Source organism: Propioniciclava coleopterorum (genome assembly GCF_011393335.1).
GTDB lineage: Bacteria > Actinomycetota > Actinomycetes > Propionibacteriales > Propionibacteriaceae > Propioniciclava > Propioniciclava coleopterorum.
Genome location: NZ_CP049865.1, coordinates 1,620,307 through 1,641,094, shown reverse-complemented (window position 1 = coordinate 1,641,094; position 20,788 = coordinate 1,620,307). Strand labels below are relative to the sequence as shown.

The window sequence follows — 20,788 nt, the reverse complement described above, 5'->3', positions numbered from 1 at the left end:
TGGAGGCCACCGTGACCGACGGCATGATCCCGGCTGGGGTGGCCGACGGCGTCCTGGGCGCGGCGCGGGAGGCGCTGCGCAACAGCGTCCGGCACGCGGGTTCCGACGCCCGGCGCTCGTTCGTCGTCCATGCTGCGCCCACGACACTGACCGCGGAGATCCGCGACGACGGACGCGGGTTCGTCCCGGAGTTGGTCCCGCCGGGATCGTTCGGCATCAGTCACAGCATCGTCGGACGCATGCGCGGCCTTCCCGGCGGCGCCGCGACGGTCGCCTCGCAGCCCGGCGGACCCACCGTCGTGACGCTGAACTGGCGCGCATGAGCGACACCGGGACGCAGGCGGCGGGGCTGGGGACGCGGGGCGCGCGGTACACGCTGCTGGTGGTGTGGACGCTGGGATTGTGGTCGACGCTGGTGGACACCCTCCCCGGGGAGGCAGTGGCGATCGCGGTGGCGACCGCGCTGCAGGCCTGGTGCCTGCTGGTCCTCACCACGCCGGGACAAGGCCGGCTGTCGGTGCCGCGGGCCGCGTTCTGCGCGGCCGCCGCGGTCGCCGCGGCCCTGCTGGCAGTGCCGACCGCCAGTCCTCCCGCCGACTCGTGGTCGTTCAACTTCCCCACCTACCTGCTGGGGTTGCTGACCACCCGTGGCAACGTCCGCCTCGGCGTCGGCGGCGGCGGCCTCCTGATCGTGTCCGGAATCGTGTTCGGGGCGTCCATCGGGGCGGATGCCGCGGCCATCGCCGCCTTCGTGGCGTTGCCGATCGTCGCCTTCATCGTCGGCATCGTGTGGCGGGTCGCGATCGCGTCCGCGCTGGAGCACGAACGACGCGACCTGGCCGTCGCGTCGGCCGCGGCGCTGGCCACCCAGGCGGCCGAAGCCGCCACCGCACGCGACCAGACCCTGATCGACGATGTCCGGGCGGAGGCCGCCCCCGTGCTGGAGGAACTCCGGCGCGGCGTTTCTATCGGCGAGCCGGAGGCACGCCTCATCGCCGCCACCGAAGAGGGCATCCGCGATCGGATCCGCTCCCCTGGGCTCCGGCACCCGAGCCTCGACGCGGCCGTCCGGGAGGCTCGGCTGCGGGGGTCAACGTCACCTTGCTGGGCACCGAGTCGACCACCTCGCCCCTGGGCGATGTCCTCGCCCTCGACGTCGCCGACATCCTGGGACGCGTCGAGCACGGCACCGTGACGGTGCGTGAGCATCCCCCGGGGCGGAGCACCGCCGTCTCCGTCGTGGTGAGTTCCGGCGAGGAATCGCACCGGTTCTCCCTGGGGGCGCCCCCGCGTGAGCGGCGGTGACCGATCCGTGAGACCACCGGTCCCGCCCGCTGTCCCCACATGTGGGGAATCTCCGGGGCCGATTCCGCCGGTTCCTCCCGCCCCTGGTTCACTGAGAGTGGTCGGGGCCCGCAGCAAGCCACCGCGGGAAGCGGTGACGCTCGCGCGCCCCGGATCACTGCCCCGAGCGCTGCGGCGCACCCTCCGGCATCCCGTGCAACCGGGCACGTCGCCTCCTGACCGAAGTCCGACGGGACGCCCCCGTGCGATTAGACTCACGATCGCCCTCCCAGCAAGAACCATCGACGTCCGTTCGCGTTCCAGGGGGGGGGAGGACCACAGTCATGCTGAACAAAGTGACGCGCTTGGGCAGCGCCCGGCTCGCGCCCCCCGAAGCATCCGCCGACTTCGTGCCCCGTCCCCGCGTCACCGCGCTCTTGGACGCCGCCGTCGCGCGACCGCTGACCCTCATCACCGGCGGCCCGGGAACGGGGAAGACCGACGCCGTCGCCGACTGGGCGCGTCAGAACCGCGGTCCCGGCCCGGTCGCCTGGGTGGGCATCGACCGCGCGGTGCGGACCGCGCCGCGCGCCTGGGCAGCGATCATCGCGTCCCTCAACGACGCCCTCGGCGAGGAGACCCTCGGCGGGCTGCACCCCCCGCCCGCCGTGGACGAGTACTTCATCGCGACGCTGCGCGACCGGCTCGACGGCCACGATGTCGTCCTCGTGATCGACGACGTGCACGAGGCGGTTCCCGACGTCTTGACCGGACTCGACCAACTGCTTCACGCGCCGCCCGAGGGCCTGCACACCGTCCTGGTGTCCCGGCATCCGCCCGCCCTGTCGCTGAACCGGCACCGGCTCGCCGGCCGCCTCAGCGAAGTGCGCTTCGACGAGTTGGCGTTCACCCACGAGGAGGTCCGCCCGCTCGCGGCGAAGCTCGGCACCGTGGCGGACGACGCCCTCCTCGACGACCTGCAGCGGGTGACGGGCGGCTGGGCGGCCGGTCTGCGGCTGGCGCTGCTGGCGATGGAGGGCACCGACGATCCGCGGGGGGTGCTGGGTTCCTTCAACGGTGCCCAGCCGCTGGTTGAGGGCTACCTCACCGAGGAACTCGAACGCAGCCTGGGAAGCGACCTGTTCGACGTCCTCATCCGCACCTGCGTCACCGACCGGATCAACGCGCCGCTCGCCATCGCGCTCACCGGGGACGCCGGGCTCTCCGCGCAACTGTGGACGCGGCTCGGGGAGGCCCCCCTGGTCGCCCAGCTCACCGACTCCGGCTGGTTCCGGTACCACCCGTTGCTGCAGCAGATGCTGCGTTCGCGGCTGGAACGCGACGACCCCGCCCTGCTGGCCGACCTGCACTCCCGGGCCGCCGCCTGGTTCGAACGCCAAGGCGACGCGATGACCGCACTGGACCACGCCATTGACAGCGGGGACGCCGCCCTGGCCGTCCAGGTGGCACTCCGATCGGCGACCGTCGAGTTCGTCGTCGGGGACAAGACACCGCTGTGCCGGTCCATCGCGCGGATCCCCCCGACGGGCCGTCGCTGCGAGCGGAGATGCTGGCACTGCGGGCCGTCGAGGCCCAGTGTCGCGGCCATCACGCGGCGGCGAGCGAACTGGCCGCCCGTGCCGAACCCCTCATCGACGCACTCCCGGAGCCGCGGCGCTCCATCGCGCTGGTGAACATCCATGTGGTGCGGGCCATGATCGCCCGCCTCCAGGGAGATGCCTTGCAGGTGACCCGCTCGGGCCTGCTCGCCACCCACCTGCTGGCCGGCCTTGAGCCCGACGATGCGCCCGGCTGGTGCGCCTACCGGGGGCTGCCGCACACCCTGGTCGGCATCGGACACCTGTGGTCGGGTCACCCGACGGCGGCGGTGACCTCCCTGCAGGAGAGCCGGGACATCGACCCGGCCAGCCCCTTCACCGACTACGCGCAACTGTCCCACGGCTCCCACACGGCGCTCGCCCTGGTGATCCAGGGCAGCCAGGACGAAGGCCTGGCTCTGGCCCGGCGGATCGTCACGGTGGCGCAGGAGATGGGACGACCGGTCACCGCGCACACCGCGCAAGCCTGGATCGCGCTCGCCGTCGTCGCCCAGTTGCGTCACACCCCCGACGAGCTGGAGAGCATCCTGCCCTCAGCGGAGCGGGCCGTCGCGGAGGCGACCGACCCCTTCACCCGGGTCTGCCTGCACCTGCTCCGGTTCGTCAGCGCGCTGTTCCGCGGCGAGCGCCCCGCCGCGGTGCGGGAACTCGCCCGGGCCCGAGCCCTGCTGACGGAGCACCCGGGGCTGGTCTACGCCAGTCGGCTGTGCACGGCCTTGGAGGTGCGGATGGCGGCCGAGGGCGGTGACCCCCTCGATTCCGCGCAGCGGCTGCTCGCCGAGCACGACGACCGCGAACACGCCTGGCGTCAGGCCTGGGCTGAGGCCGAGGCCAGCGGGGATGCCCGGTTGCCCGCAGCCACCACGGAGGCGGACGCGCTCACCATCATGCGGGGGCGGCTGCTGCTTGCCAGCGACCCCCAGCAGGTGCGCGACGTCGTGGCGCCGGCCAGCGCGCTGCCCGGCATGGTCGGCGTCCTGGCCTGGGTTGCGATCGCCCAGGCGGAGGATCAGATGCGCCACGACTCGCTCGCCTTGGAGGCGATGGGGATCGCGCTCGAGCGGGCCGCCCCCGGACGCATCAGTGCCCCCTTCCTCGTGTCCCGCTCCGGACGCGTCGTGGAGATCCTGCGCCGTCACCTGGAACTCGTCGGCACGCATGCGGCGTTCGTCGAGGAGGTGCTGTCGGTGGTGGACCGGGCACCCACCGCGACCCGCGAGAAACCCCGGGCAGCCGAGCCGCTCACCGACCGCGAACGGGTCGTCGTCGGCTACCTGCCCACCATGCGCTCCAACGCCGAGATCGCGGAGGCGCTGCAAATCTCAGTCAACACGGTGAAGCAGCACCTCAAATCGGTGCATCGCAAGCTCGGAGTCAGCTCCCGCCGCGAGGTCGTGCGCGTCGCACGGGACCTCGATCTGCTGCCCTGAACCGACCTCAGAACGTCCAGATCAGGGGCACCAGGAAGATCCCGACGAGCCCGTACGCGACGATCAGCACCGCGCCGAGCTTCCAGTAGTCGCCGAACCGGTATCCGGCAGCCTCCATGACGACCAGGTTGGCCGGTGTCGCGACGGGGGTGAGGAGGGCGGCCGCCGCGAACACGGCGATCGCCATCAGCACGGGGGCGGGCGAGACGCCCATCTCCGCGGCCGCGGCCAACCCGACCGGGACGACGATGAAGGCCGTCGCCATGTTGCTGATGAGCTGCCCGAGCGCCGCGGTGACGACGAACAGCACCGCCAAGAGGGCATACGGCCCGGCGTTGCCGACCACCCGCACGAGTGCGTCGGCCAACTGCTCGGCCGCCCCGCTCTTGACCATCGCCGTCGACAGCGACATCAGCCCGCCGACGAGGATGACCGTCGTCCAGCCGATCCCCGCATACACCTGGCGGACGCTCAGCACGCGCGTCACGATGACCGCCATCGCGGCCAGGAGCCCGGCGATGGCGGCAGGCACCAGGTTCGTGGCCAGCAGCAGGATCATGACGCCGAGGATCACCAGCGTGCGGCGGGCGCCCACTCCCAGCGGGACGGTCTGCCGACGGATCTGCTCGGGGTCGTCGACGACCAGGATGTCCGGGTCCTGCGCCGCCTCGGCCAGGTCCTCCCACGCACCTTGCAGCAGCAGGGTGTCGCCCGCATGCAGCGCGTGCCCGGACTGGACGTCCTCGCCCTTGTGCTGGACGGCGCGGATCACGATGCGTCCGCTCTCGGTCGGCATGCCGGGATGGACCCGGTCGCCGACGAACGCGGAGCGGGGCGGGATGACGGCCTCGATGACGCCCACGCCGCGGCTCAACCGCAGCGCGTCGTCCTCGCCGAGGGCGTAGTGCTCGGTGAGCAGCGCCGCCTGGGCGCCGAGGTCACGCAGCGAGCGTCCCGGAGACCGATGCGGGATCAGGCGCGGGCCGAGCAGCACCACGATGATCATCGTGATCAGGACCAGCGGCACCCCGGCGATCGCGAACGCGAACAGCCCGAAGGGGCCCACCCCGGCGGCCTCGGCATAGTCGGCGATCACCAGGTTCACCGGTGAGCCGGTGAGCATCAGCAGCGAGCCGGCGTGCGCGCCGAAGGCCAGCGGCAGGAGGAGTTCGGAGGGGGAACGCTTCGCCCGGATCGCGAGCACCACCACGACGGGGGTGAGCGCGGCCACCGAGCCGTTGGGGGTGATGACGGCGGTCACGAGGGCGACCAGCACGAGGATCACGACCACGAGCCGCACCCGGCTCTCCCCCGCCAGCCGCAACGCGACGCCCCCCACCCACGTGGTGACGCCTGCGGCGTCCAGCGCCTCGCTGACCACGAACAAGGAGGCGATGAAGATGATCGTCGGATCCCCGAAACCACCGAACGCCTCGCCCAGGTCCAGCACGCCCGTCGCCCACAACGCGACCGGGACGCACAACGCCACCACCATGACGGGAAGCCGATCCCACACGAACAAGGCGACCGTCACGCCCAACACGATCAGCGTGATCAGGGCAGCGCTCACGGTGAACCTTTCGCACATCCGACGCCGCAGGGTGTCTGCGGACCCAGACCGAGCATGCCGATCCCGGAGTCTGTGGGCATCACCCGGCACGGGTGATGCCCACCCCCGCTTCCACTTCCTAGCATCCGAAGCATGACTCATCCTGCGCCGTACCCGCCGTTCAGCCTTCCGCAGCGCCAGCTGACGCTGGCCGTCAGCCAGACCGTCCCCGCCTCCGGGGCGGTCGGGTACCTCGTGTTCTCCGGGGAGGAGCCGCCCGCCGCCACCGGCATCGACGCCGCGCGGGCCGCCGCCCTCGGGTTCTCCGGCAAGCCGGGCGATTCCCTCGTCCTGCCCGGCGCCCAGGGCCCCGTCGTGGCTCTGGTGGGCGCTGGGAAGCGTGCCGACGCCGACGCTGCCTCCCTGCGTGACGCGGCCTCCCTGGTGGCCCGCGCCGTGCCCGGTCACAACGAAATCGCGTTGGTGCTGCCGCAGACCTCCCTCTCCGACGAGGACCTGGCCTCCGCCGTCCTGGAAGGGACCGCGCTGGCGCGCTACGTCCACCGGATCGGCGCCGAACGCCCCGACGCGATCCTCACCTCGCTCACCCTCGTGGCCGACGCGGAGCGCGCGACCGCCTTGTCGGCGGGACTGCAGCGCGGTGAGGTGCTCGTGGGCGCCACCAAGCTCACCCGCGATCTGTGCGGCCTCCCCGGCGGCATGCTGACCGCCACCAAGTTCGGCGAGGTAGCCACCGAGATCGGGACCGCCGCCGGGCTGGAGGTCGAGGTCTTCGACGAGCAGGCCCTCGTCGAACTGGGCTGCGGCGGCTTGCTGGGCGTCAACCTCGGCAGCGTCGAGCCGCCCGTGATGATCAAGCTGGTCTACCGTCCCGCCGGCGAGGCCACCGGCCGCCTGTCGCTGGTCGGCAAGGGCATCATGTACGACGCCGGCGGTCTGGCGCTCAAGCCCGGCGACGAGGTGCACGCCACCATGAAGAACGACATGACCGGCGCGGCCGCGATCTTCGGTGCCATGACCGCCCTGGGCGAGCTGGGCTGCACCAGCCAGGTCACCGGCTTCCTGATGTGCACCGACAACATGCCGAGCGGATCGGCGTTGCGGCTGGGCGACATCATCTCGATGCGCGACGGCACCACGGTGGAGGTCATCAACACCGACGCCGAGGGACGCCTCGTCATGGCGGACGCCCTGGTGCTGGCCACCGAGGAGCCCGTCGACGCGATCGTGGACATCGCCACCCTGACGGGCGCCTGCCTGCGCACGTTCGGCACCGACATCGCCGGCGTCCTCGGCAACGACGGCCCTCTGCTGGACCAGGTGAAGGAGTCCGCGGAACGGGTCGACGAGCCGGTGTGGGAGCTCCCGCTGGCGCACCGCTACCGCGGCGAGCTGGACTCCGAGATCGCTGATCTGCGCAACCTCGGCGGGCCGAACGCGGGCACCATCACGGCCGCCCTGTTCCTCAACGAGTTCGTCGGTGAGGTGCCGTGGGCGCACATCGACATCGCGGGAACCGCGCAGGCCAACGCGGCGACGAAGTGGCGCAACAAGGGCACCACCGGGTTCGGCACCCGGCTGCTCATCGACCTGGCGCTCCACTTCCGCGTCCCCGCAGCGTCATGACCGCCGCCACGCCGGACACGGAGGCCTCCGGGCCGTCGGAGAAGGGGATGCTCGCGGCCATCGAGCGGATCGGGAACAAGGTGCCGCCGCCGGCACTGATGTTCGCCTACCTGATCCTGCTCGTGATCGTGCTGTCCTGGGGTCTGAACCTGGCGGGGTGTCCATCACCGAGAGCGTCGCCGTTCCGGTGGAGCAGGGTGCCCCGCAGATCGACTACTACGAGGACACCACCCAGCCGGGGGTGACCGCCCCCGAGGGCGCCTACCCCGACGACTGGACGATCGTCGAGGAGACGGTGGCCATCAAGAGCCTCCTGTCGACCGACGGCATCCGGTTCATCTTCTCCTCGTTCGTCAACAACTTCGCCGGGTTCGGCGTGGTCGCAGTCACCTTCATCGCCATGATGGGGGCCGGGGTCGCCGAGGAGTCCGGCCTGCTGGGCTCCCTGATCCGCAAGCTCGTCGGCGCCGCACCGCGGTGGGCGCTGAGCTTCATCCTGATCCTCGTCGGCGTGCTGTCGTCGGTCGCCTCCGACGCCGGGTACCTCATCCTCATCCCGCTGGCGGCGGCGGCGTTCGCCAGCGTCGGCCGGCATCCGCTGGCCGGGCTGGCGTCCGGGTTCGCCGGTGTGGCCGCCATCTTCATGGTGAACGTCTCGCTCACCCCGACCGACGCGATGATCACCGAGATCGCCAACGAGGCGATCTCGCTGGCGGGCGGGCAGCCGATCACCATCGTGGCGAACTACTACTTCATGGTCGCCATGTCGCTGATCCTGGCGCTCGTGGCCGCCCTCGTCACCGAGAAGATCGTCGAGCCACGGCTGGGGACCTGGGATCCGTCCGAGGGCAGCGCGGGGCACGTCGATGCCGCGGAGATCTCGCCCGAGGCGGACCGTCGCGGCTCCCGCTTCGCGCTGATCGGGTTCGGCATCATGGTGGCCGTGGTCGCCCTGGCGACCTTCCCGCCTGGCGCCCCGTTGCGCGACCCGGAGACGGGCAACATCATCGGCAACACACCGTTCATGGACAGCCTGCTGTTCATCATCATGCTGCTCTTCCTCATCTCGGGCGTCTGCTACGGGGTGGGCGCGGGCACCATGAAGGGCAGTGGCGACGTCATCAAGGCCATCACCAAGACCTTCTCCGGTCTGGGCGGCATGGTGTTGATGCTGCTGATGATCAGCCAGTTCATCGCCTTCTTCAACTGGACGAACCTGCCGCGCGTCCTGGCAGGCTCCCTGGCGGAGTTGCTGGAACAGGCCAACATCGGGGCGGTGCCGCTGCTCCTGGGATTCATCGTCGTGATCGTGCTGCTCGACTTCATCATGCCGGGGGCTCTGCCGAAGTGGGCGATCTTCGCCCCCATCTTCGTGCCGTTGTTCATGCGGCTGGGCGTCGCCCCGCAGACCTTGCTGGCGGCCTACCGGGTCGCCGATTCGCCGGTCAACGCGTTGACGCCGCTCATGGTGTACCTGCCGTTCATCGCGTCGATCGCGGCCCGCTACCAGAAGAAGGCCGGCATCGGCACGGTGGTGGCGCTCATGCTGCCCTACTCGCTGGCGATCTTCGTGGCCGGCACGGTCGTCTTCCTCGTGTGGTTCCTGCTGGGGATCCCCCTCGGGCCCGGGTACCTCCCGGTCGTGGGCTGACCCGTGGCGCAGCGGCAACCTCGGCATCCGGTGGCGGGCCTGGTGGCGATCGGACTCGCCGCCGGCTTGCTGGCCGGCGGCACGGCCGGTTTCCTGGTGGCCCGCACCACCCCGGTGAGCGGCGCCTGCACCACCGTCGCGGTCGCCAACGGTGCGCTCCCAGCGGTGGTGACCGTGTTCGCCGAGAACGCCACCGGCGGTGGCGGCTCGGGCAGCGGCGCCATCCTCACCCCGGGGGGACGCATCGTCACCAACGATCACGTCATCGCCGGGGCGTCCCGGCTGAGCGTCCTGCTGGCCACCGGCGAGCAGCAGCCCGCCACGCTGGTGGGCACCGACCCGAAGACCGACCTGGCGGTCCTGCAGATCGAGGCCTCCGGCCTGCCCACGCTCGCCCTCGGCGAAGTGCCCCGCGTCGGCGAGCAGGTGATCGCCGTGGGTGCCCCTCTGGGGCTGTCGGGAACGGTGACGTCCGGCGTCGTGAGCGCCCTGCAGCGTGACGTGGTCGCCCCCGTGGCCGACGGCGGCACGACGGTGCTGGTCGACACCATCCAGACTGACGCCTCCATCAACCCCGGCAACTCCGGTGGCCCCCTGGTGGACTGCTCGGGCCGGATCGTGGGCATCAACACCGTGATCTCCACCGTGCCGGACGCCTCGGGCGTCGCAGGCGGCGGCAGCGTCGGGCTCGGGTTCGCCGTGCCGGCAGCGACCGTGCAGCGGATCACCGACCAGCTCGTCGCGGACGGCCGGGCCACCCACCCGTGGTTCGGCTTCTCGCACGCCGTCCTCCCGACCAGCGCTGCCCAGAGCGTCGGCGTCCCCTCCGCGCTGTTCGTGCAGGCGGTCGCCGCGGGCGGCCCCGCCGCCACGGCGGGCATCCGCGGCGGCGACCTGATCGTGGGCCTCAACGGGCAGCAGGCCGACGCCTTCACCCTGGGTCGGCTACTGGCGACGGCATCGGTGGGCGACGACGTCGCCGTCGACCTGCTGCGTGACGGGGAGCGTTCCAGCGTCACCGTCGTGCTTCGTGAGGCACCGTGACGCGCCCGATCGGGCATCGTAGAAGCGCCCGGCAGGGCACCGACCACGGAGAGGCACAGCCATGACCGCACGACACCGACGCACAGGCGCGCTGATGCTCCTGCTGACCCTGGCGACGGCGGGGTGCGCCTCCGGGACGGCCGCCACCCCCGGGAGCCCCTCCCCGCGGCACCCGGTGCCACCGCCGGGCTGGCGGACACCCGCTGGACCGCCGAGGAGATCGCCGGGACGGCCGCCCTGGCCGCCGCCGTGCCCACGGCCGCGTTCGGCGCGGACGGCACGCTCACCGGGTCGGGCGGGTGCAACCGTTTCACGACCCGCTACACCGTCACCGGCACCGAGATCCGCGTCGACGAGGCCATCGGGTCGACGATGATGGCCTGCGCCAGCGACGTCATGGCCCAGGAGTCGACGTTCCTGGCATCCCTGGCCGCCGCCCGCAGCTTCTCGGTGACCGGCGACCGGCTCACGTTGACCAACGAGGCGGGCACGGCCGTGATCACGTTCGCGGCGCAATCACAGTCGCTGGCCGGTTCCTGGGAGGTCACCGGCTATCACAATGGCGCCTCCGCGATCGTCAGCCCCGTCGTCGGGTGGTCCCCGACCGTGACGTTCACCGACGGCACGCTGGGTGGCAAGGCTGGCTGCAACCGCATCCTCGGCAGCTACAGCGTCGACGGCGCCGGCATCGACGTCGGTCCCGTCGCGACCACCCAGATGGCTTGCACCATGCCCGGCGTCCTGGAGCAGGAGGTCGCGTTCACGGCCGCCCTGGAGTCGGCGACCACGTTCGTCGTCGAAGGTGACGTCCTCACGCTGCGCCGCGCCGACGGCGCGCTCGCCGTCACGGCCTCGCGAGGCTGAGCTTCGGTGGCCGGGTGCCCGCAGCGGGTGCCCGGCCTAGGCGAGGTCGGCGCGCGGGATCGCCCGCCAGACCAGGTGCAGGAGCAACGCCCAGCACGCGACCGCCGCCCCGACGACGAGATAGTCGCTCAGGTGCGGCAGGAACTCGATCCGGAACTGACGACGCCCCAGGGGCACGAGCGGCACGAGCGTGCCCACCAACGCCAGTCCCGCCGCCAGGGCCGCCGTGCGCCAGGTGTGCGCGTTTCCTGGACCGGGCAGCGGCGGCTGGATCAGCACCGACAGCGCCAGCCCGGCGTACAGCAGCGTGTAGGTGACGGCGAACTGGGCCAGCCGGACATCCCCGGTGCGGGCCATGAAGGTCAGGTAGACGCCGAACGTGGCCAGGCTCAGCAGGACACCGGAAGGCAGCACGAAACGGGCCAGCAACGGCAGGTAGCGCCCGCTGGAGACCGGTGCGGGCCGAGCCCACAGCGGCAGCAGCACGGAGGGCACGGTGACGGCCAGGATCGAGATGATCGACCCCTGGCCGGACACGTACGGGAACCCGACCCCGAACAGCCGGACGAAGCCGATCAGGAGCGCCGAGCACACGACGATGGACAGGTTGAGCTTGATCACATCGAGCAGCCCCCGCACGATGGCCTGGCCGCGCCGCAGCACCGACAGCAGCACATCCGTGGTGTCGTTCAGCAAGACGATGTCGGCCAGCCCGAGGGCCGCCTGGGAGCTCGCCCGCTGGGCCACGGACAGGTGCGCGGCCTGCATGGCGGGCAGGTCGCTGAGGCTGTCGCCGACGACCGTCACCTGAGCGCCGCCGACGCGCAGTTCGCTCACCAGGTCGCCGACCTGATCGGGGGTGAGCCCGCCGAAGAGCCGGTGATCCCGGGCGGCCTGGGCCCATTGGTCCCGGGGCAGCGCTTCGAGTTGGGCGCGGGAGAGCCCGCCCTCAGGAAGCAGGTGGCGCTCGTCGGCCTCCGACAGCCCGGCCTGGCGCAACGCCGCCAAGACGTCGCCGGGTTCGTCGGGGGCGAACACCTTGATCCGGACGCCGGACTCGACGAACCCGCGCACCACCGACAGCGCTTCGGGGTGCAGGACGGGGCTGCGCTCCAGCAGGCCCAGCGGCACCAGCCCCGCGGGGAGCTGCGGGCGTCCGTCGGCGTCCCGGAAGGACGCGTCCTGGGGCCCGCGCGCCAAGACGAGCGAGTCCTCGCTGCCGGGCGTGATGTCGAACAGGCGCGGCTCGCCGAGCACATAGACGTAGGCGTCGTCGGGGTCGTCGAACGCGAGCGCGGACCAGCCCAGCGTCGCCAGGTGCGGCTGCTCCACCGCGACGGCGACGGCCTCCCCGTCGAAGGAGCCGGCGATGACCTCCGACACCGGCCCGGGATGGGAGGTGCTGCGCGCGACGTCGCCCAGGGTGCGATGCAGATCCGACGGATCGGGCCAGTCCTGCTCCCCCGGCGGCGCCAGCAGCGGCGTCACCCGCATGGACGTCCCCGACAACAGCCCCACGTCGGTGACGCAGAGCACCGTCGACTCGGCGAGCAGTTCGACCGAGCGGGCGCTTTGGACGATCGCTCCGAGCCGTGCCAGGTCGGCGGTGCCGGTGGCGTAGGCGACGATGATCATCAGGTACAGGCCGGTAGGAATGAGGGAGAAGATCACCGGCGCGGCGTCGATGAACGCGTCGCCCGGCTCCCCCACGTCCAGCTTGAAGTACTTGGCCAGCAGGATGCCGGCGTAGACCACCACGACGACCAGCAACGCCGTGAGGATCTTCGCCACGACGCGTTCCAACGGGGTGGGCCGGGACGCGGCCTCGCTGCGCAGCGCCAGCCGCGCGTGGATGAGGCGTTCGTCGCCGACGCGGGTGGCCACGTAGCGGCCCCGACCCGACAGGCAGATGCTCCCGGCGAGCACCTCGTCCCCGGCGGTGACGCGGGTCCAGCCTCGCCGACCGGTGATCGGTGAGCTGTCCACGATCATGACGCCCGTGCCGGTCACGACGCCGTCCACCTGGAACTGGTCCCCGGCGGTCACCACGAGCAGGTCACCCGGGACGACGTCGTCGCTGCTGATCGGGCGCTGCCGGCCGTCGCGGATCACCGTCGCGCGGACCCGGGCGGCATCCCTCACCGCGTCGATGCGCTTGTCGGCCAGCGACTCCTGGAGGGTCCGCAGTGCCAGGGAGACCCCGAACATGAGCACGGTGACGCCGGCGCCGATCCACTCCGACAGCAGCATCTGGATGACGACCAGCCCGACCATGTTCAGGTTGAACACGGTGAAGACGCTCTCGCGGCGCGCCTGGTGGAGGGTGCGCCGCGGCTTCACGTTGGTGGTGTTGTCCTGACCTGCCGCCAGCCGCACGCGGGCCTCGGCCTCGGTCAGGCCGGCGGACGCCTCGGCCATCCCGTTCCCGTTCTACGTGGCCGGCGCGGACGCCAGGAGGTCGAGGCCCAGGCCCGTCGACAGGTGGCGCGCCGCCAACTGCCCGCGAACGCTGTTGCCCGCCGCGTCCAGCGGCGGCGAGTACGTGCCCAGCCCGCCCTTGCCGGGCGAGACGGTCACGATGCCCCCGCCGATGCCGCTCTTGGCGGGCAGCCCCACGCGGTAGAGCCAGTCGCCGGAGGTCTCATACAGCCCCGCGATGACCATGACGGCGAGGACGTGGTGGCACAACTCTGCGGGCATGACCCGCTCGCCGGTGACCGGGTTCACCCCGCCGTCGGCGAGCGTCGCGCCCATGACGGCAAGATCGCGAGCCGTCACGGACAGGGAGCTCTGCCGCGTGTAGAGGTCGAGCGCCACGTCCGGGTCGCCCTCGATGCGGCCGCGCGCGTTCAGCAGCCAGGCGAGGGATCGGTTGCGGTCGTTGGTGGCCGACGCGGAGGCGTAGACCTCGGCGTCCAGGGCGAGGGGGCGTCCGGCGAAGGCGGACAGCCCGTCCCGCAGCGCCTCCCAGCGTTCCTCGGCGGTCGCGCCGGGCACCAGGGCCGTCGTGGCGATGGCACCGGAGTTGACCATGGGGTTGGTGCGGCCGTCCGGGCTCGCCTCGACGGCGGTGAGCGAGTTGAACGGCAGCCCGGTGGCATCCACGCCGATGCGGTCACGGACGGCGTCCGGGCCCCAGGCGCGGCAGGCCAGGGCGAACACGAACGGCTTGGCGACGCTCATGATGGTGAACGGAGTGTCCACGTCACCGGCGCTGTGGCTGCGGCCGTAGACGTCGACCAGGCATACGCCGTAGTGGTTCGGGTTGGCGCGCGCCAGCGCCGGGTACACCGCCGACGGCAGGCCGTCCGCGGTGTCCCGGTAGCGCGCGTGGACCTCCTGCACGGCGGCCGCCACGTCGGCGGAGGCCGGAAGGCTGCCGGTGGAGACGAAGCCGTGAGAGGTCATGGGGTCAGGCGAGTTCCTCGGCGAGGGCCTTCTCGTCCTCGTCCGACAGGGAGGTCTGCAGGACGGTGCCGCCGAACTCGGCCATCCCCGCCGCGAACTTGTCCTCGGTGAGCTTGGTGGCGAGCACGACCACGGCGGCCTTGCCCGGCTCCAGCAGCCCGTCGACGCGCTCACGGAAGCTGGCGTTGATGCCCGACTTGCCCAGGCGTCCCATCAGCGCGCCCCACAGGCCGCCGACGAGGAGGCCGACACCGGGAACGAGGAACAACAGCCCGAAGATCATGCCCCACAGCGCACCGGACGCCGCGGAGGCCCCGACGATGCTCTTGGCCGGGGTGTCGACGTGCTGCTTGCCGTCAGCGTCGACGCGGACGACCGCCAGCCCGGCGAGGTTCACGATGTGGTCGCGCTGCAGCTTCAGGACGCGGTCGTGAGCCTGAGCGGCCACCTCGTGGTCGTCGTAGCCGATGATGATGAGCTCGGACATGTGTTGCCTCTCTGTCGGCCGCGGGCGCACGCCGCGGAGCACACGCGCCATGGTGCCCGGGGCGGTGAGGGCAAACATCACCCACACCGGGTGATCCCGCAGGGGATCCCCGATGGGCACCATGGCCGTGCTCGCCGAGGCTCGGGAGCGACGACACGAAGGAGAACGGGCATGACGGAGGCGACGGGCGGCAGCCGCTGGCGTGAGCTGGCGAAGAACCCGCGGGCGTGGCTCGGGGTGATCATCGCGGCGCTGGCCATCGCCTTCATCCTGCAGAACCGGGAGAGCGCCCAGGTGAACCTCCTGGTGTTCCAGGTGGCCTCGCCGCTGTGGATCACCCTCACGGTGGTGTTCGTGGCGGGGCTGGCGGCCGGGATGCTGCTGCGCGGACGCCGCAGCTAGCCCGGCCGCGGCCAGGCTTACAACCCCAGCAGGCGCGCTTTGGCTGCGGCGAATTCGCCGTCGGTGAGGGCGCCTTGCTGGTGCAGGGCCGCAAGTCGCTCCAGGTCGCCGAGCGTGTCCCCGCCCTGCGGCGCGGGGACGGGCGCGGCTGGCTGAGCCGCCGCCACCTGAGCTGCGGCCGCCTGCTGGACCCGCGCCTGGTCGGCGAGGGCCGCCTGCTGCGCCTGGGCCTGCTGCTTGGCGGCGACGTTGCCGGACACGCGAGTGGCCGTGCCCGCGATGACGGCGGTGCGAGCGGCGGTCCCGATGAGTCCGGGGCCGCGGCGTCGTGGACGGAACATGGGCGTCTCCTTAGGTGATGGCGATCAGTCGAGCGAGGCGAGGTGCGCGGCCAGGGCTGCGGCGGCGACGTCCTGGGGAACCTTCTGCGAGTCCAGCAGGACGCCGCCTGAGGCGAGCACGGCGTCGCTGAACCGCTGCGCCCACAGGTTCTCCCACACGATCACCACCGCCGAGGTTCCCGGGGAGAGAAGTTCGGCCTCGACCTGCAGGTCGGTCTCGTTGACCAGATCGTCGATGTCGTGTTCCAGCCCGGCGAAGGCCGCGGCCGTCCCCTCGGGCAGGTCGTCGAGTTCGAGGACGGTGACGGTGCCGTCCGCGTCCTTGCTCAGGAAGACCAGGTCGATGACGTGGACGAGCCCGGTCTCGACGAGCTCGGTGAGGGCGGGCACGAGGTCGCCGGTCACGGTGCTGTCGCCGAACTCGATCACGGCGTACTCGACAGGTGCCAGGGTCATGGGAGGTGTCCTTTCGCGGGAGGGGTCAGGCGCCGATGCGTCCGGCGATCAGGCCGGTGACGATGACGGAGGTGATGGTCACGGTCGAGAACCCGGCGACGATCATCTTCGGCAGGATGGATCCCTCGATCGCGGCGACCTCCTCGGGGGTCTCCCCGGCCCCGCGGGCGGCCTCCTGGGACAGGATCATGGTGCCGGGGAAGCCGTACAGCGACGTGAGGCCGATGGCGATCGACATGGGCACGCTGTAGCCGAGCAGCTTGCCGGTGACACCGGCGAACAGTGCGATGCCGCCGATGCCGAACACGAAGGCGATGAGCAGCGGGAACGCCAGGGCGGCCACGTCGGCGGGTTCGACCGTCGCGAGCGGGCCGAAGACCAGGATCATGATCGACAGCATCATGAGGCCGTAGGCGTCGGTGCCGTTGAGGATGCCGGGCTTGAAGATGCCCGAGGCCCGCAGCGCGATGCCGAACACGAGCGCCACCACGAAAGTGTTCAGGATGCCGCCGGTGAGGTCGTTGATCAGCGTCGAGAGCAGCACCACGACGCCCACGACGAGCAGGGTGCCGGGAGTGGTGGACAGCCAGGCGGGGAGCTTGCCCGTGTTCTGCGGGGTGTCGGTCTCCTCGACGACGACCGGCGCCAGGTTGCCGGCCCGGTACTCGTCCTTGAGCCGCGCCGCCTCCTGCCGGAGGATCAGGGACGTGAGCGGGAAGCCGATGATGCCCTGCAGGGCGGCGATGAGGACGGGGAAGATCGCGACGCTGGTGAGCCCGACGCCGAGCGCGGCCTCCTGGATGATGAGCACCGAGATGGTGCCGCCGCTGATCGCGCCGATCCCGGCGACCACGTAGTCCATCGCCTGCACGACGCCCTCGTAGGCGCCCACGCGCGGACCGCCGCCGAAGATGAAGCCCGCGATCCACAACAGGACGCCGATGCCGACGACGGTCATGATGCCCACGACCAGGGTCTTCCATTGGCGCTTGAAGTCGTCGATGCTGATGAGGGTGCCCAGGTGCACGATGATGAAACCGACGATGGTGCCGCCGAGGCCGAGCAGCGAGGAACTGGCCAGCAGGTCCTCGGGGAAGATCCCGCTGAGGAAGCCGATCAGGAAGATGATCGAGGCCACGAACAGCGAGGACAGCAGCGACTTGGTCTTCTTGGCGATGAAGTCACTGACGGTCCATACCGCCATGACGATGGAGAAGGCGAGGACGGCGTTCACCGAGGGGTCCCTTCCTGAAGGTTGCCGGACATCACGCTGCATTGTCGAAGCAACCCCGGTGCCGCGGCATCACCCACAGGGGGTGGCCTGACGGACGGGGCGCCACGGAGCCGTCGGGCACGCGCGGCCACCGTTCGGGTCAGCGCCCCCGGCACCCGCGTCCACCGCCCGGGCGAGCGCCCGCGGCACGCCTCAGGCCACGGCCGACAGCGCCGCCAGCAGGGCCGCGCAGGAAGGGACCCGGGCGACGCCCGGAAGCGCGACCGCCTCGATGGTGCGCGCCCCCAGCCCGGGAACGTCCACGGCCGTGACGCCGGGGTGCGCGTGGGCGTCCAGAGAGGAGGCGGGCAGGGCCGCAACGGCCAGCCCCTGAGCGACGAGGGCTTGGACGACGACGTAGTCGTCGGTGGTGTGGTGGATGCGCGGGGTGAACCCGGCGGACGCGCAGATCCGCAGCAGGTGGGCGCGGCAGCGGGGGCAGCCCGCCGCCCACACGGCCTCCCGCAGATCCCGCAGGTCGTGGACGGCTCCCGGCGCCGCGCCGTCGCCGCGGGCGGGCATCACGAGCCGGACGGCCTCGACCGCGAGCGGGACTCCGACCAGCCCGGGCGCGGCGTCCTCGTGCTCGTAGCGGAACGTGAGCGCCAGGTCCGCGGTACCGGCACGCAGCGCCTCGATCGCCTCGGGAGGCTCCGCCTCGCTGAGTTCGACCGCGACGCCCGGGTGGCTGCGCTCCAGCGCGGCGAGCGCGCGCGGCACCAGCGTGGCCAGCGCGGACGGGAACGCGACCAGCCGGACCCGGCCTGCGCCGGCGAGGGGGAAGTCGACCATCTCCGACTCGGCTGCGGTCAGGAGGGCCGCCACCTCGTCGGCCCGCCTCAGCAGCGTCTGACCGGCGTCGGTGAGCGTGACGCCCTGGGTGGTGCGGCGGAACACCGGGGTGCCGATCTCGCGTTCGAGCCGGGACATGTGCTGGCTCACCGCGGGCTGGGTCCAGCCGAGTTCCCGCGCTCCCGCGGAGAACGAGCCTGCCCGGGCGATCACCCGGAACAGCAGCAGCCGACGTGCGTCCATGCCATAAGTGTCGCTTATGCCCGGGTGAGTTTCTCGGCCTTCCGGCATCTGAGGAGCGCGACCAGGATCGTTCCCGAGCGACGCAGAGGAGAGAACGCCATGCAGACCATCGGCATCATCGGCGGAATGAGCTGGTACTCGACGATCAACTACTACCGGATCATCAACGCCCGGGTTCAGGAGGTGCTGGGCGGCCACCACAGCGCCCGCATCCTGATCGACTCGCTCGACTTCGACGCCGTGCGCGCCTGCCAGCTCGCCGAGGACTGGGAGGCTGCGGGGGCCATGCTGGCGGCGTCCGGACGGCGGCTGCAGGACGCGGGGGCCGACACCGTGCTGATCGGCACCAACCTGATGCACAAGGTCGCTCCGGCCGTGACGGCCGCACTGGACGTCCCGCTGCTGCACATCGCCGACGCCGTCGGCGCGGCCGCGCGGCGCAACGGCTACGACCGGCTCGCCGTGCTGGGCACCAAGTGGGTGATGGGCGAGAGCTTCTACGCCGACCGGCTGGCCGGGTTCGGCATCACGGCCCTCACCCCGGACCCGGAACGGCACGACGCGCTCGACGCGATCATCTTCGACGAGCTCACCCAGGGTGTCGTCACCGACGCCAGCCGCGCGATGTTCGTCGCCGAGATCCAGAAGCTGGCCGCCCGGGGGGCCAAGCCGTCGCCTTGGCCTGCACGGAGATCGAACTCCTCATCTCCCCGGCCGACTCGCCGTTGCCCGTCCTGGACTCCATGGCCACGCACGCCCTGGCGGCCGCGGAGGTCTGCCTGGAGCCCGTCAGCGCCTGACAGGCGCCGCGCCACCTCACAGGTCGCGGCGCCGGTACCAGCGGATCGACAGCGCACCCGAGCCGACCAGCGCGGCCGCGGTGGTGAGCACCAGCGCCGGGAGTCCCCAGCCCGGCAGACCGGACTGCGTGGCGACCGAGAACTGCAGGATCGAGGCGCCGCCCATGACGACGCAGAACATGGCCAAGGCGAGCACCAGCAGGATGAAGCGCGCCTTGGTGTAGCCGCTTCGGAAGCACACCGGCGCCTGGACGGCGATCATCCATCCGACGCCGCACCAGACCCCGAGAGCGGCCTCGGGCAGGCCCGCCCAGGCGTCGACCCCCGCGCGCCACGCGGCCAGCGGGTAGGCCAGGACGCCGAGCAACGTGCTCACCAGCGCCGCCGTCAGGAGCGTCGCGTAGCGACCGACCACCACCTGGGCCCGCGTGAGGCGGGCGAGCCCGTAGAGCGTGTCGAGCCCGGAGCGCTCGTCCAAAGAGAACAGATACGAGCTGACCAGCATCGTGACGATGACCGCGGCGATCGACAGCGTGGCGGTGGGGTAGCCGGTGCTGCCCAGTTGCCCGACGGCCACGCCGAGCACGGCCGCCCCGATCAAGGGGAGGGTGTAGGGACGCACCGAGCGGACGTCCAGCGCCATGAAGCCAAGGGTGTTCACAGGTCGATTCCTTCCACGGGGACCGCGAGGGCTTTCGCGACGTCGTCGACGTCGGCCGCTTCGACGAGCACGCTCGGCGGGAGGCCTGCCGTCTGGTCCGCCGCCACGATGGCGGTGAAGTTGGTGGCCGTGCGGCGCACGCCGATCAGGACGTCGGGCAGGTGATCCAGCTCCTCGCGCACGCCTCTTACCGCGAAGAAGTCGTCGGTGAGCTGATCCATCGGCCGGTCGAGCACGACCTGCCCTTGCCGCAGGGCCACGACCTGGTCCGCCAGCCCCGGCATGTCGGAGGGGATGTGGGTGGAGAACAGCACCGAGTGCGTGGGGTCCACCATGAACTCGCGGATGACCTGGAGCACCTGCTCGCGGGCCAGCGGGTCGAGCCCGCTGGTCGGCTCGTCGAGGATCAGCAACTGAGGACGGGCGGCCAGCGCGACCGTGAGCTTGAGCTTGCTCGCCTCGCCGCGCGAAAGCTCCTTGATCCGGCCCTCCCGGGGCAGGTCGAAGCGCTCCACGAGCTGGCGCACCAGCGCGTCGTCCCAGGCGTCCGCGGTGGGGCGCAGCGCGCGCAGGGCCTCCCCGACCCGCCAGTCGGGCACGAAGTAGGAGGTGTCCAGCACGGCGCGGACGCCTGCGGGCAGGGTGCGCGGATCGGCCCCGAGGATCGTGACGCCTCCGCCGGCGGGCGCGATGAGGCCCAGCAGGATCTTGATCAACGTGGTCTTGCCGGAGCCGTTGGCCCCGAGCAGCGCCGTGACGTAGCCGTAGGGCAGCGTGAGATCCACGGGGCCGAGCCGGAAGCGACCTCGGTCTTTGACAAGGCCGCGCAACTGCGCG

At 71.6% G+C, this 20,788-nt stretch carries 21 protein-coding genes and 1 pseudogene; 12 read left to right on the top strand and 10 right to left on the bottom strand.

All coding sequences use genetic code 11. The annotated features are described in order from the left end of the window. The first annotated feature begins 11 nt into the window (after positions 1-11). The 4 genes from G7070_RS07940 to G7070_RS18550 all read left to right on the top strand — a co-directional run bounded on the left by G7070_RS07940 (position 12) and on the right by G7070_RS18550 (position 4,333). Positions 12-323, top strand: coding sequence for an ATP-binding protein (locus G7070_RS07940; RefSeq protein ID WP_166233291.1), 312 nt, complete (start codon positions 12-14; stop codon positions 321-323). Continuing rightward, positions 320-1,195: a hypothetical protein gene (locus G7070_RS07935; protein WP_166233290.1), complete on the top strand. Its 876-nt coding sequence runs from the start codon at positions 320-322 to the stop codon at positions 1,193-1,195. The genes G7070_RS07940 and G7070_RS07935 overlap by 4 nt, the downstream gene beginning before the upstream one ends. A gap of 433 nt (positions 1,196-1,628) precedes the next feature. Then, positions 1,629-2,978: a winged helix-turn-helix domain-containing protein gene (locus tag G7070_RS17725; RefSeq protein WP_206080023.1), complete on the top strand. Its 1,350-nt coding sequence runs from the start codon at positions 1,629-1,631 to the stop codon at positions 2,976-2,978. Continuing rightward, positions 2,861-4,333, top strand: a complete 1,473-nt coding sequence (locus tag G7070_RS18550) for a helix-turn-helix transcriptional regulator (protein ID WP_284690966.1) — start codon at positions 2,861-2,863, stop codon at positions 4,331-4,333. Before G7070_RS17725 ends, G7070_RS18550 begins: the two co-directional genes overlap by 118 nt. A 7-nt stretch (positions 4,334-4,340) precedes the next feature. Here G7070_RS18550 and G7070_RS07925 read toward each other — a convergent pair whose 3' ends face one another. After that, on the bottom strand, positions 4,341-5,903 hold the full coding sequence (locus tag G7070_RS07925; protein ID WP_206080022.1) for an SLC13 family permease: 1,563 nt from the start codon (positions 5,901-5,903) through the stop codon (positions 4,341-4,343). A 132-nt stretch (positions 5,904-6,035) separates the two neighbouring features. On the opposite strand from G7070_RS07925, the gene G7070_RS07920 reads away from it, so the two are divergent. From G7070_RS07920 to G7070_RS07905, 5 genes are all read left to right on the top strand, one after another. Further along, a complete protein-coding gene (locus G7070_RS07920; protein ID WP_166233287.1) occupies positions 6,036-7,529 on the top strand; it encodes a leucyl aminopeptidase family protein in 1,494 nt (497 codons plus the stop codon). After that, positions 7,526-7,774 (top strand): AbgT family transporter, encoded by a 249-nt coding sequence (locus tag G7070_RS19205; protein WP_206080021.1) that lies wholly within the window; start codon positions 7,526-7,528, stop codon positions 7,772-7,774. The genes G7070_RS07920 and G7070_RS19205 overlap by 4 nt, the downstream gene beginning before the upstream one ends. Beyond that, positions 7,687-9,180, top strand: a complete 1,494-nt coding sequence (locus G7070_RS07915) for an AbgT family transporter (protein ID WP_206080020.1) — start codon at positions 7,687-7,689, stop codon at positions 9,178-9,180. Before G7070_RS19205 ends, G7070_RS07915 begins: the two co-directional genes overlap by 88 nt. A gap of 42 nt (positions 9,181-9,222) precedes the next feature. Then, entirely contained in the window at positions 9,223-10,224 is a 1,002-nt protein-coding gene (locus G7070_RS07910) for a S1C family serine protease (protein WP_166233286.1), read from the top strand. Positions 10,225-10,347: 123 nt separating this feature from the next. Then, positions 10,348-11,088 carry an META domain-containing protein gene (locus G7070_RS07905; RefSeq protein WP_166233285.1) on the top strand — a complete coding sequence of 247 codons (741 nt, stop codon included), beginning with the start codon at positions 10,348-10,350 and terminating at the stop codon, positions 11,086-11,088. A 36-nt stretch (positions 11,089-11,124) separates the two neighbouring features. Here G7070_RS07905 and G7070_RS07900 read toward each other — a convergent pair whose 3' ends face one another. Genes G7070_RS07900 through G7070_RS07890 form a run of 3 tightly spaced genes read right to left on the bottom strand, consistent with a single transcriptional unit; the run spans position 11,125 to position 14,983 of the window. Continuing rightward, positions 11,125-13,506 (bottom strand): P-type ATPase actuator domain-containing protein, encoded by a 2,382-nt coding sequence (locus G7070_RS07900; protein ID WP_166233284.1) that lies wholly within the window; start codon positions 13,504-13,506, stop codon positions 11,125-11,127. Positions 13,507-13,518: 12 nt separating this feature from the next. Beyond that, positions 13,519-14,496, bottom strand: a complete 978-nt coding sequence (glsA, locus tag G7070_RS07895; protein WP_166233283.1) for a glutaminase A — start codon at positions 14,494-14,496, stop codon at positions 13,519-13,521. 4 nt (positions 14,497-14,500) lie between these two features. Then, positions 14,501-14,983: a DUF1269 domain-containing protein gene (locus tag G7070_RS07890; RefSeq protein ID WP_166233282.1), complete on the bottom strand. Its 483-nt coding sequence runs from the start codon at positions 14,981-14,983 to the stop codon at positions 14,501-14,503. Positions 14,984-15,154: 171 nt separating this feature from the next. Here G7070_RS07890 and G7070_RS07885 point away from each other — a divergent pair, with 171 nt between their 5' ends. Continuing rightward, the gene (locus tag G7070_RS07885) at positions 15,155-15,385 is read left to right on the top strand and encodes a LapA family protein (protein WP_166233281.1); all 231 of its coding nucleotides are present in this window, start codon (positions 15,155-15,157) and stop codon (positions 15,383-15,385) included. A 17-nt stretch (positions 15,386-15,402) separates the two neighbouring features. Here G7070_RS07885 and G7070_RS07880 read toward each other — a convergent pair whose 3' ends face one another. The 4 genes from G7070_RS07880 to G7070_RS07865 form a co-directional block, all read right to left on the bottom strand. After that, complete coding sequence (locus tag G7070_RS07880; protein ID WP_166233280.1) at positions 15,403-15,726, bottom strand: SHOCT domain-containing protein; 324 nt, start codon at positions 15,724-15,726, stop codon at positions 15,403-15,405. A gap of 24 nt (positions 15,727-15,750) precedes the next feature. Next, entirely contained in the window at positions 15,751-16,182 is a 432-nt protein-coding gene (locus G7070_RS07875) for a DUF6325 family protein (protein ID WP_166233279.1), read from the bottom strand. A 25-nt stretch (positions 16,183-16,207) separates the two neighbouring features. Continuing rightward, positions 16,208-17,416, bottom strand: a complete 1,209-nt coding sequence (locus tag G7070_RS07870; protein WP_166233278.1) for a hypothetical protein — start codon at positions 17,414-17,416, stop codon at positions 16,208-16,210. A 192-nt stretch (positions 17,417-17,608) separates the two neighbouring features. Beyond that, a complete protein-coding gene (locus G7070_RS07865; protein WP_166233277.1) occupies positions 17,609-18,490 on the bottom strand; it encodes a LysR family transcriptional regulator in 882 nt (293 codons plus the stop codon). 99 nt (positions 18,491-18,589) lie between these two features. Here G7070_RS07865 and G7070_RS19845 point away from each other — a divergent pair. Continuing rightward, positions 18,590-19,099 (top strand): annotated as a pseudogene (locus tag G7070_RS19845) (aspartate/glutamate racemase family protein); the annotation flags it as partial. A gap of 68 nt (positions 19,100-19,167) precedes the next feature. Continuing rightward, positions 19,168-19,290, top strand: a complete 123-nt coding sequence (locus G7070_RS19410; RefSeq protein WP_284690959.1) for a hypothetical protein — start codon at positions 19,168-19,170, stop codon at positions 19,288-19,290. Between the two features lie 16 nt (positions 19,291-19,306). Here G7070_RS19410 and G7070_RS07855 read toward each other — a convergent pair whose 3' ends face one another. Further along, complete coding sequence (locus G7070_RS07855; RefSeq protein WP_166233276.1) at positions 19,307-19,951, bottom strand: ABC-2 transporter permease; 645 nt, start codon at positions 19,949-19,951, stop codon at positions 19,307-19,309. After that, positions 19,948-20,736, bottom strand: a complete 789-nt coding sequence (locus G7070_RS07850) for an ABC transporter ATP-binding protein (protein WP_166233275.1) — start codon at positions 20,734-20,736, stop codon at positions 19,948-19,950. The genes G7070_RS07855 and G7070_RS07850 overlap by 4 nt, the downstream gene beginning before the upstream one ends. Positions 20,737-20,788: the final 52 nt, after the last annotated feature.

What these genes read in the sequence shown, in the direction of transcription:
- G7070_RS07935 (WP_166233290.1), top strand. Translation starts at nt 320, where the DNA reads ATGAGCGACACCGGGACGCAGGCGGCGGGGCTGGGGACGCGGGGCGCG.
- G7070_RS17725 (WP_206080023.1), top strand. Translation starts at nt 1,629, where the DNA reads ATGCTGAACAAAGTGACGCGCTTGGGCAGCGCCCGGCTCGCGCCCCCC.
- G7070_RS07920 (WP_166233287.1), top strand. Translation starts at nt 6,036, where the DNA reads ATGACTCATCCTGCGCCGTACCCGCCGTTCAGCCTTCCGCAGCGCCAG.
- G7070_RS19205 (WP_206080021.1), top strand. Translation starts at nt 7,526, where the DNA reads ATGACCGCCGCCACGCCGGACACGGAGGCCTCCGGGCCGTCGGAGAAG.
- G7070_RS07900 (WP_166233284.1), bottom strand. Translation starts at nt 13,506, where the DNA reads ATGGCCGAGGCGTCCGCCGGCCTGACCGAGGCCGAGGCCCGCGTGCGG.
- glsA (WP_166233283.1), bottom strand. Translation starts at nt 14,496, where the DNA reads ATGACCTCTCACGGCTTCGTCTCCACCGGCAGCCTTCCGGCCTCCGCC.
- G7070_RS07890 (WP_166233282.1), bottom strand. Translation starts at nt 14,983, where the DNA reads ATGTCCGAGCTCATCATCATCGGCTACGACGACCACGAGGTGGCCGCT.
- G7070_RS07885 (WP_166233281.1), top strand. Translation starts at nt 15,155, where the DNA reads ATGACGGAGGCGACGGGCGGCAGCCGCTGGCGTGAGCTGGCGAAGAAC.
- G7070_RS07880 (WP_166233280.1), bottom strand. Translation starts at nt 15,726, where the DNA reads ATGTTCCGTCCACGACGCCGCGGCCCCGGACTCATCGGGACCGCCGCT.
- G7070_RS07875 (WP_166233279.1), bottom strand. Translation starts at nt 16,182, where the DNA reads ATGACCCTGGCACCTGTCGAGTACGCCGTGATCGAGTTCGGCGACAGC.
- G7070_RS07865 (WP_166233277.1), bottom strand. Translation starts at nt 18,490, where the DNA reads ATGGACGCACGTCGGCTGCTGCTGTTCCGGGTGATCGCCCGGGCAGGC.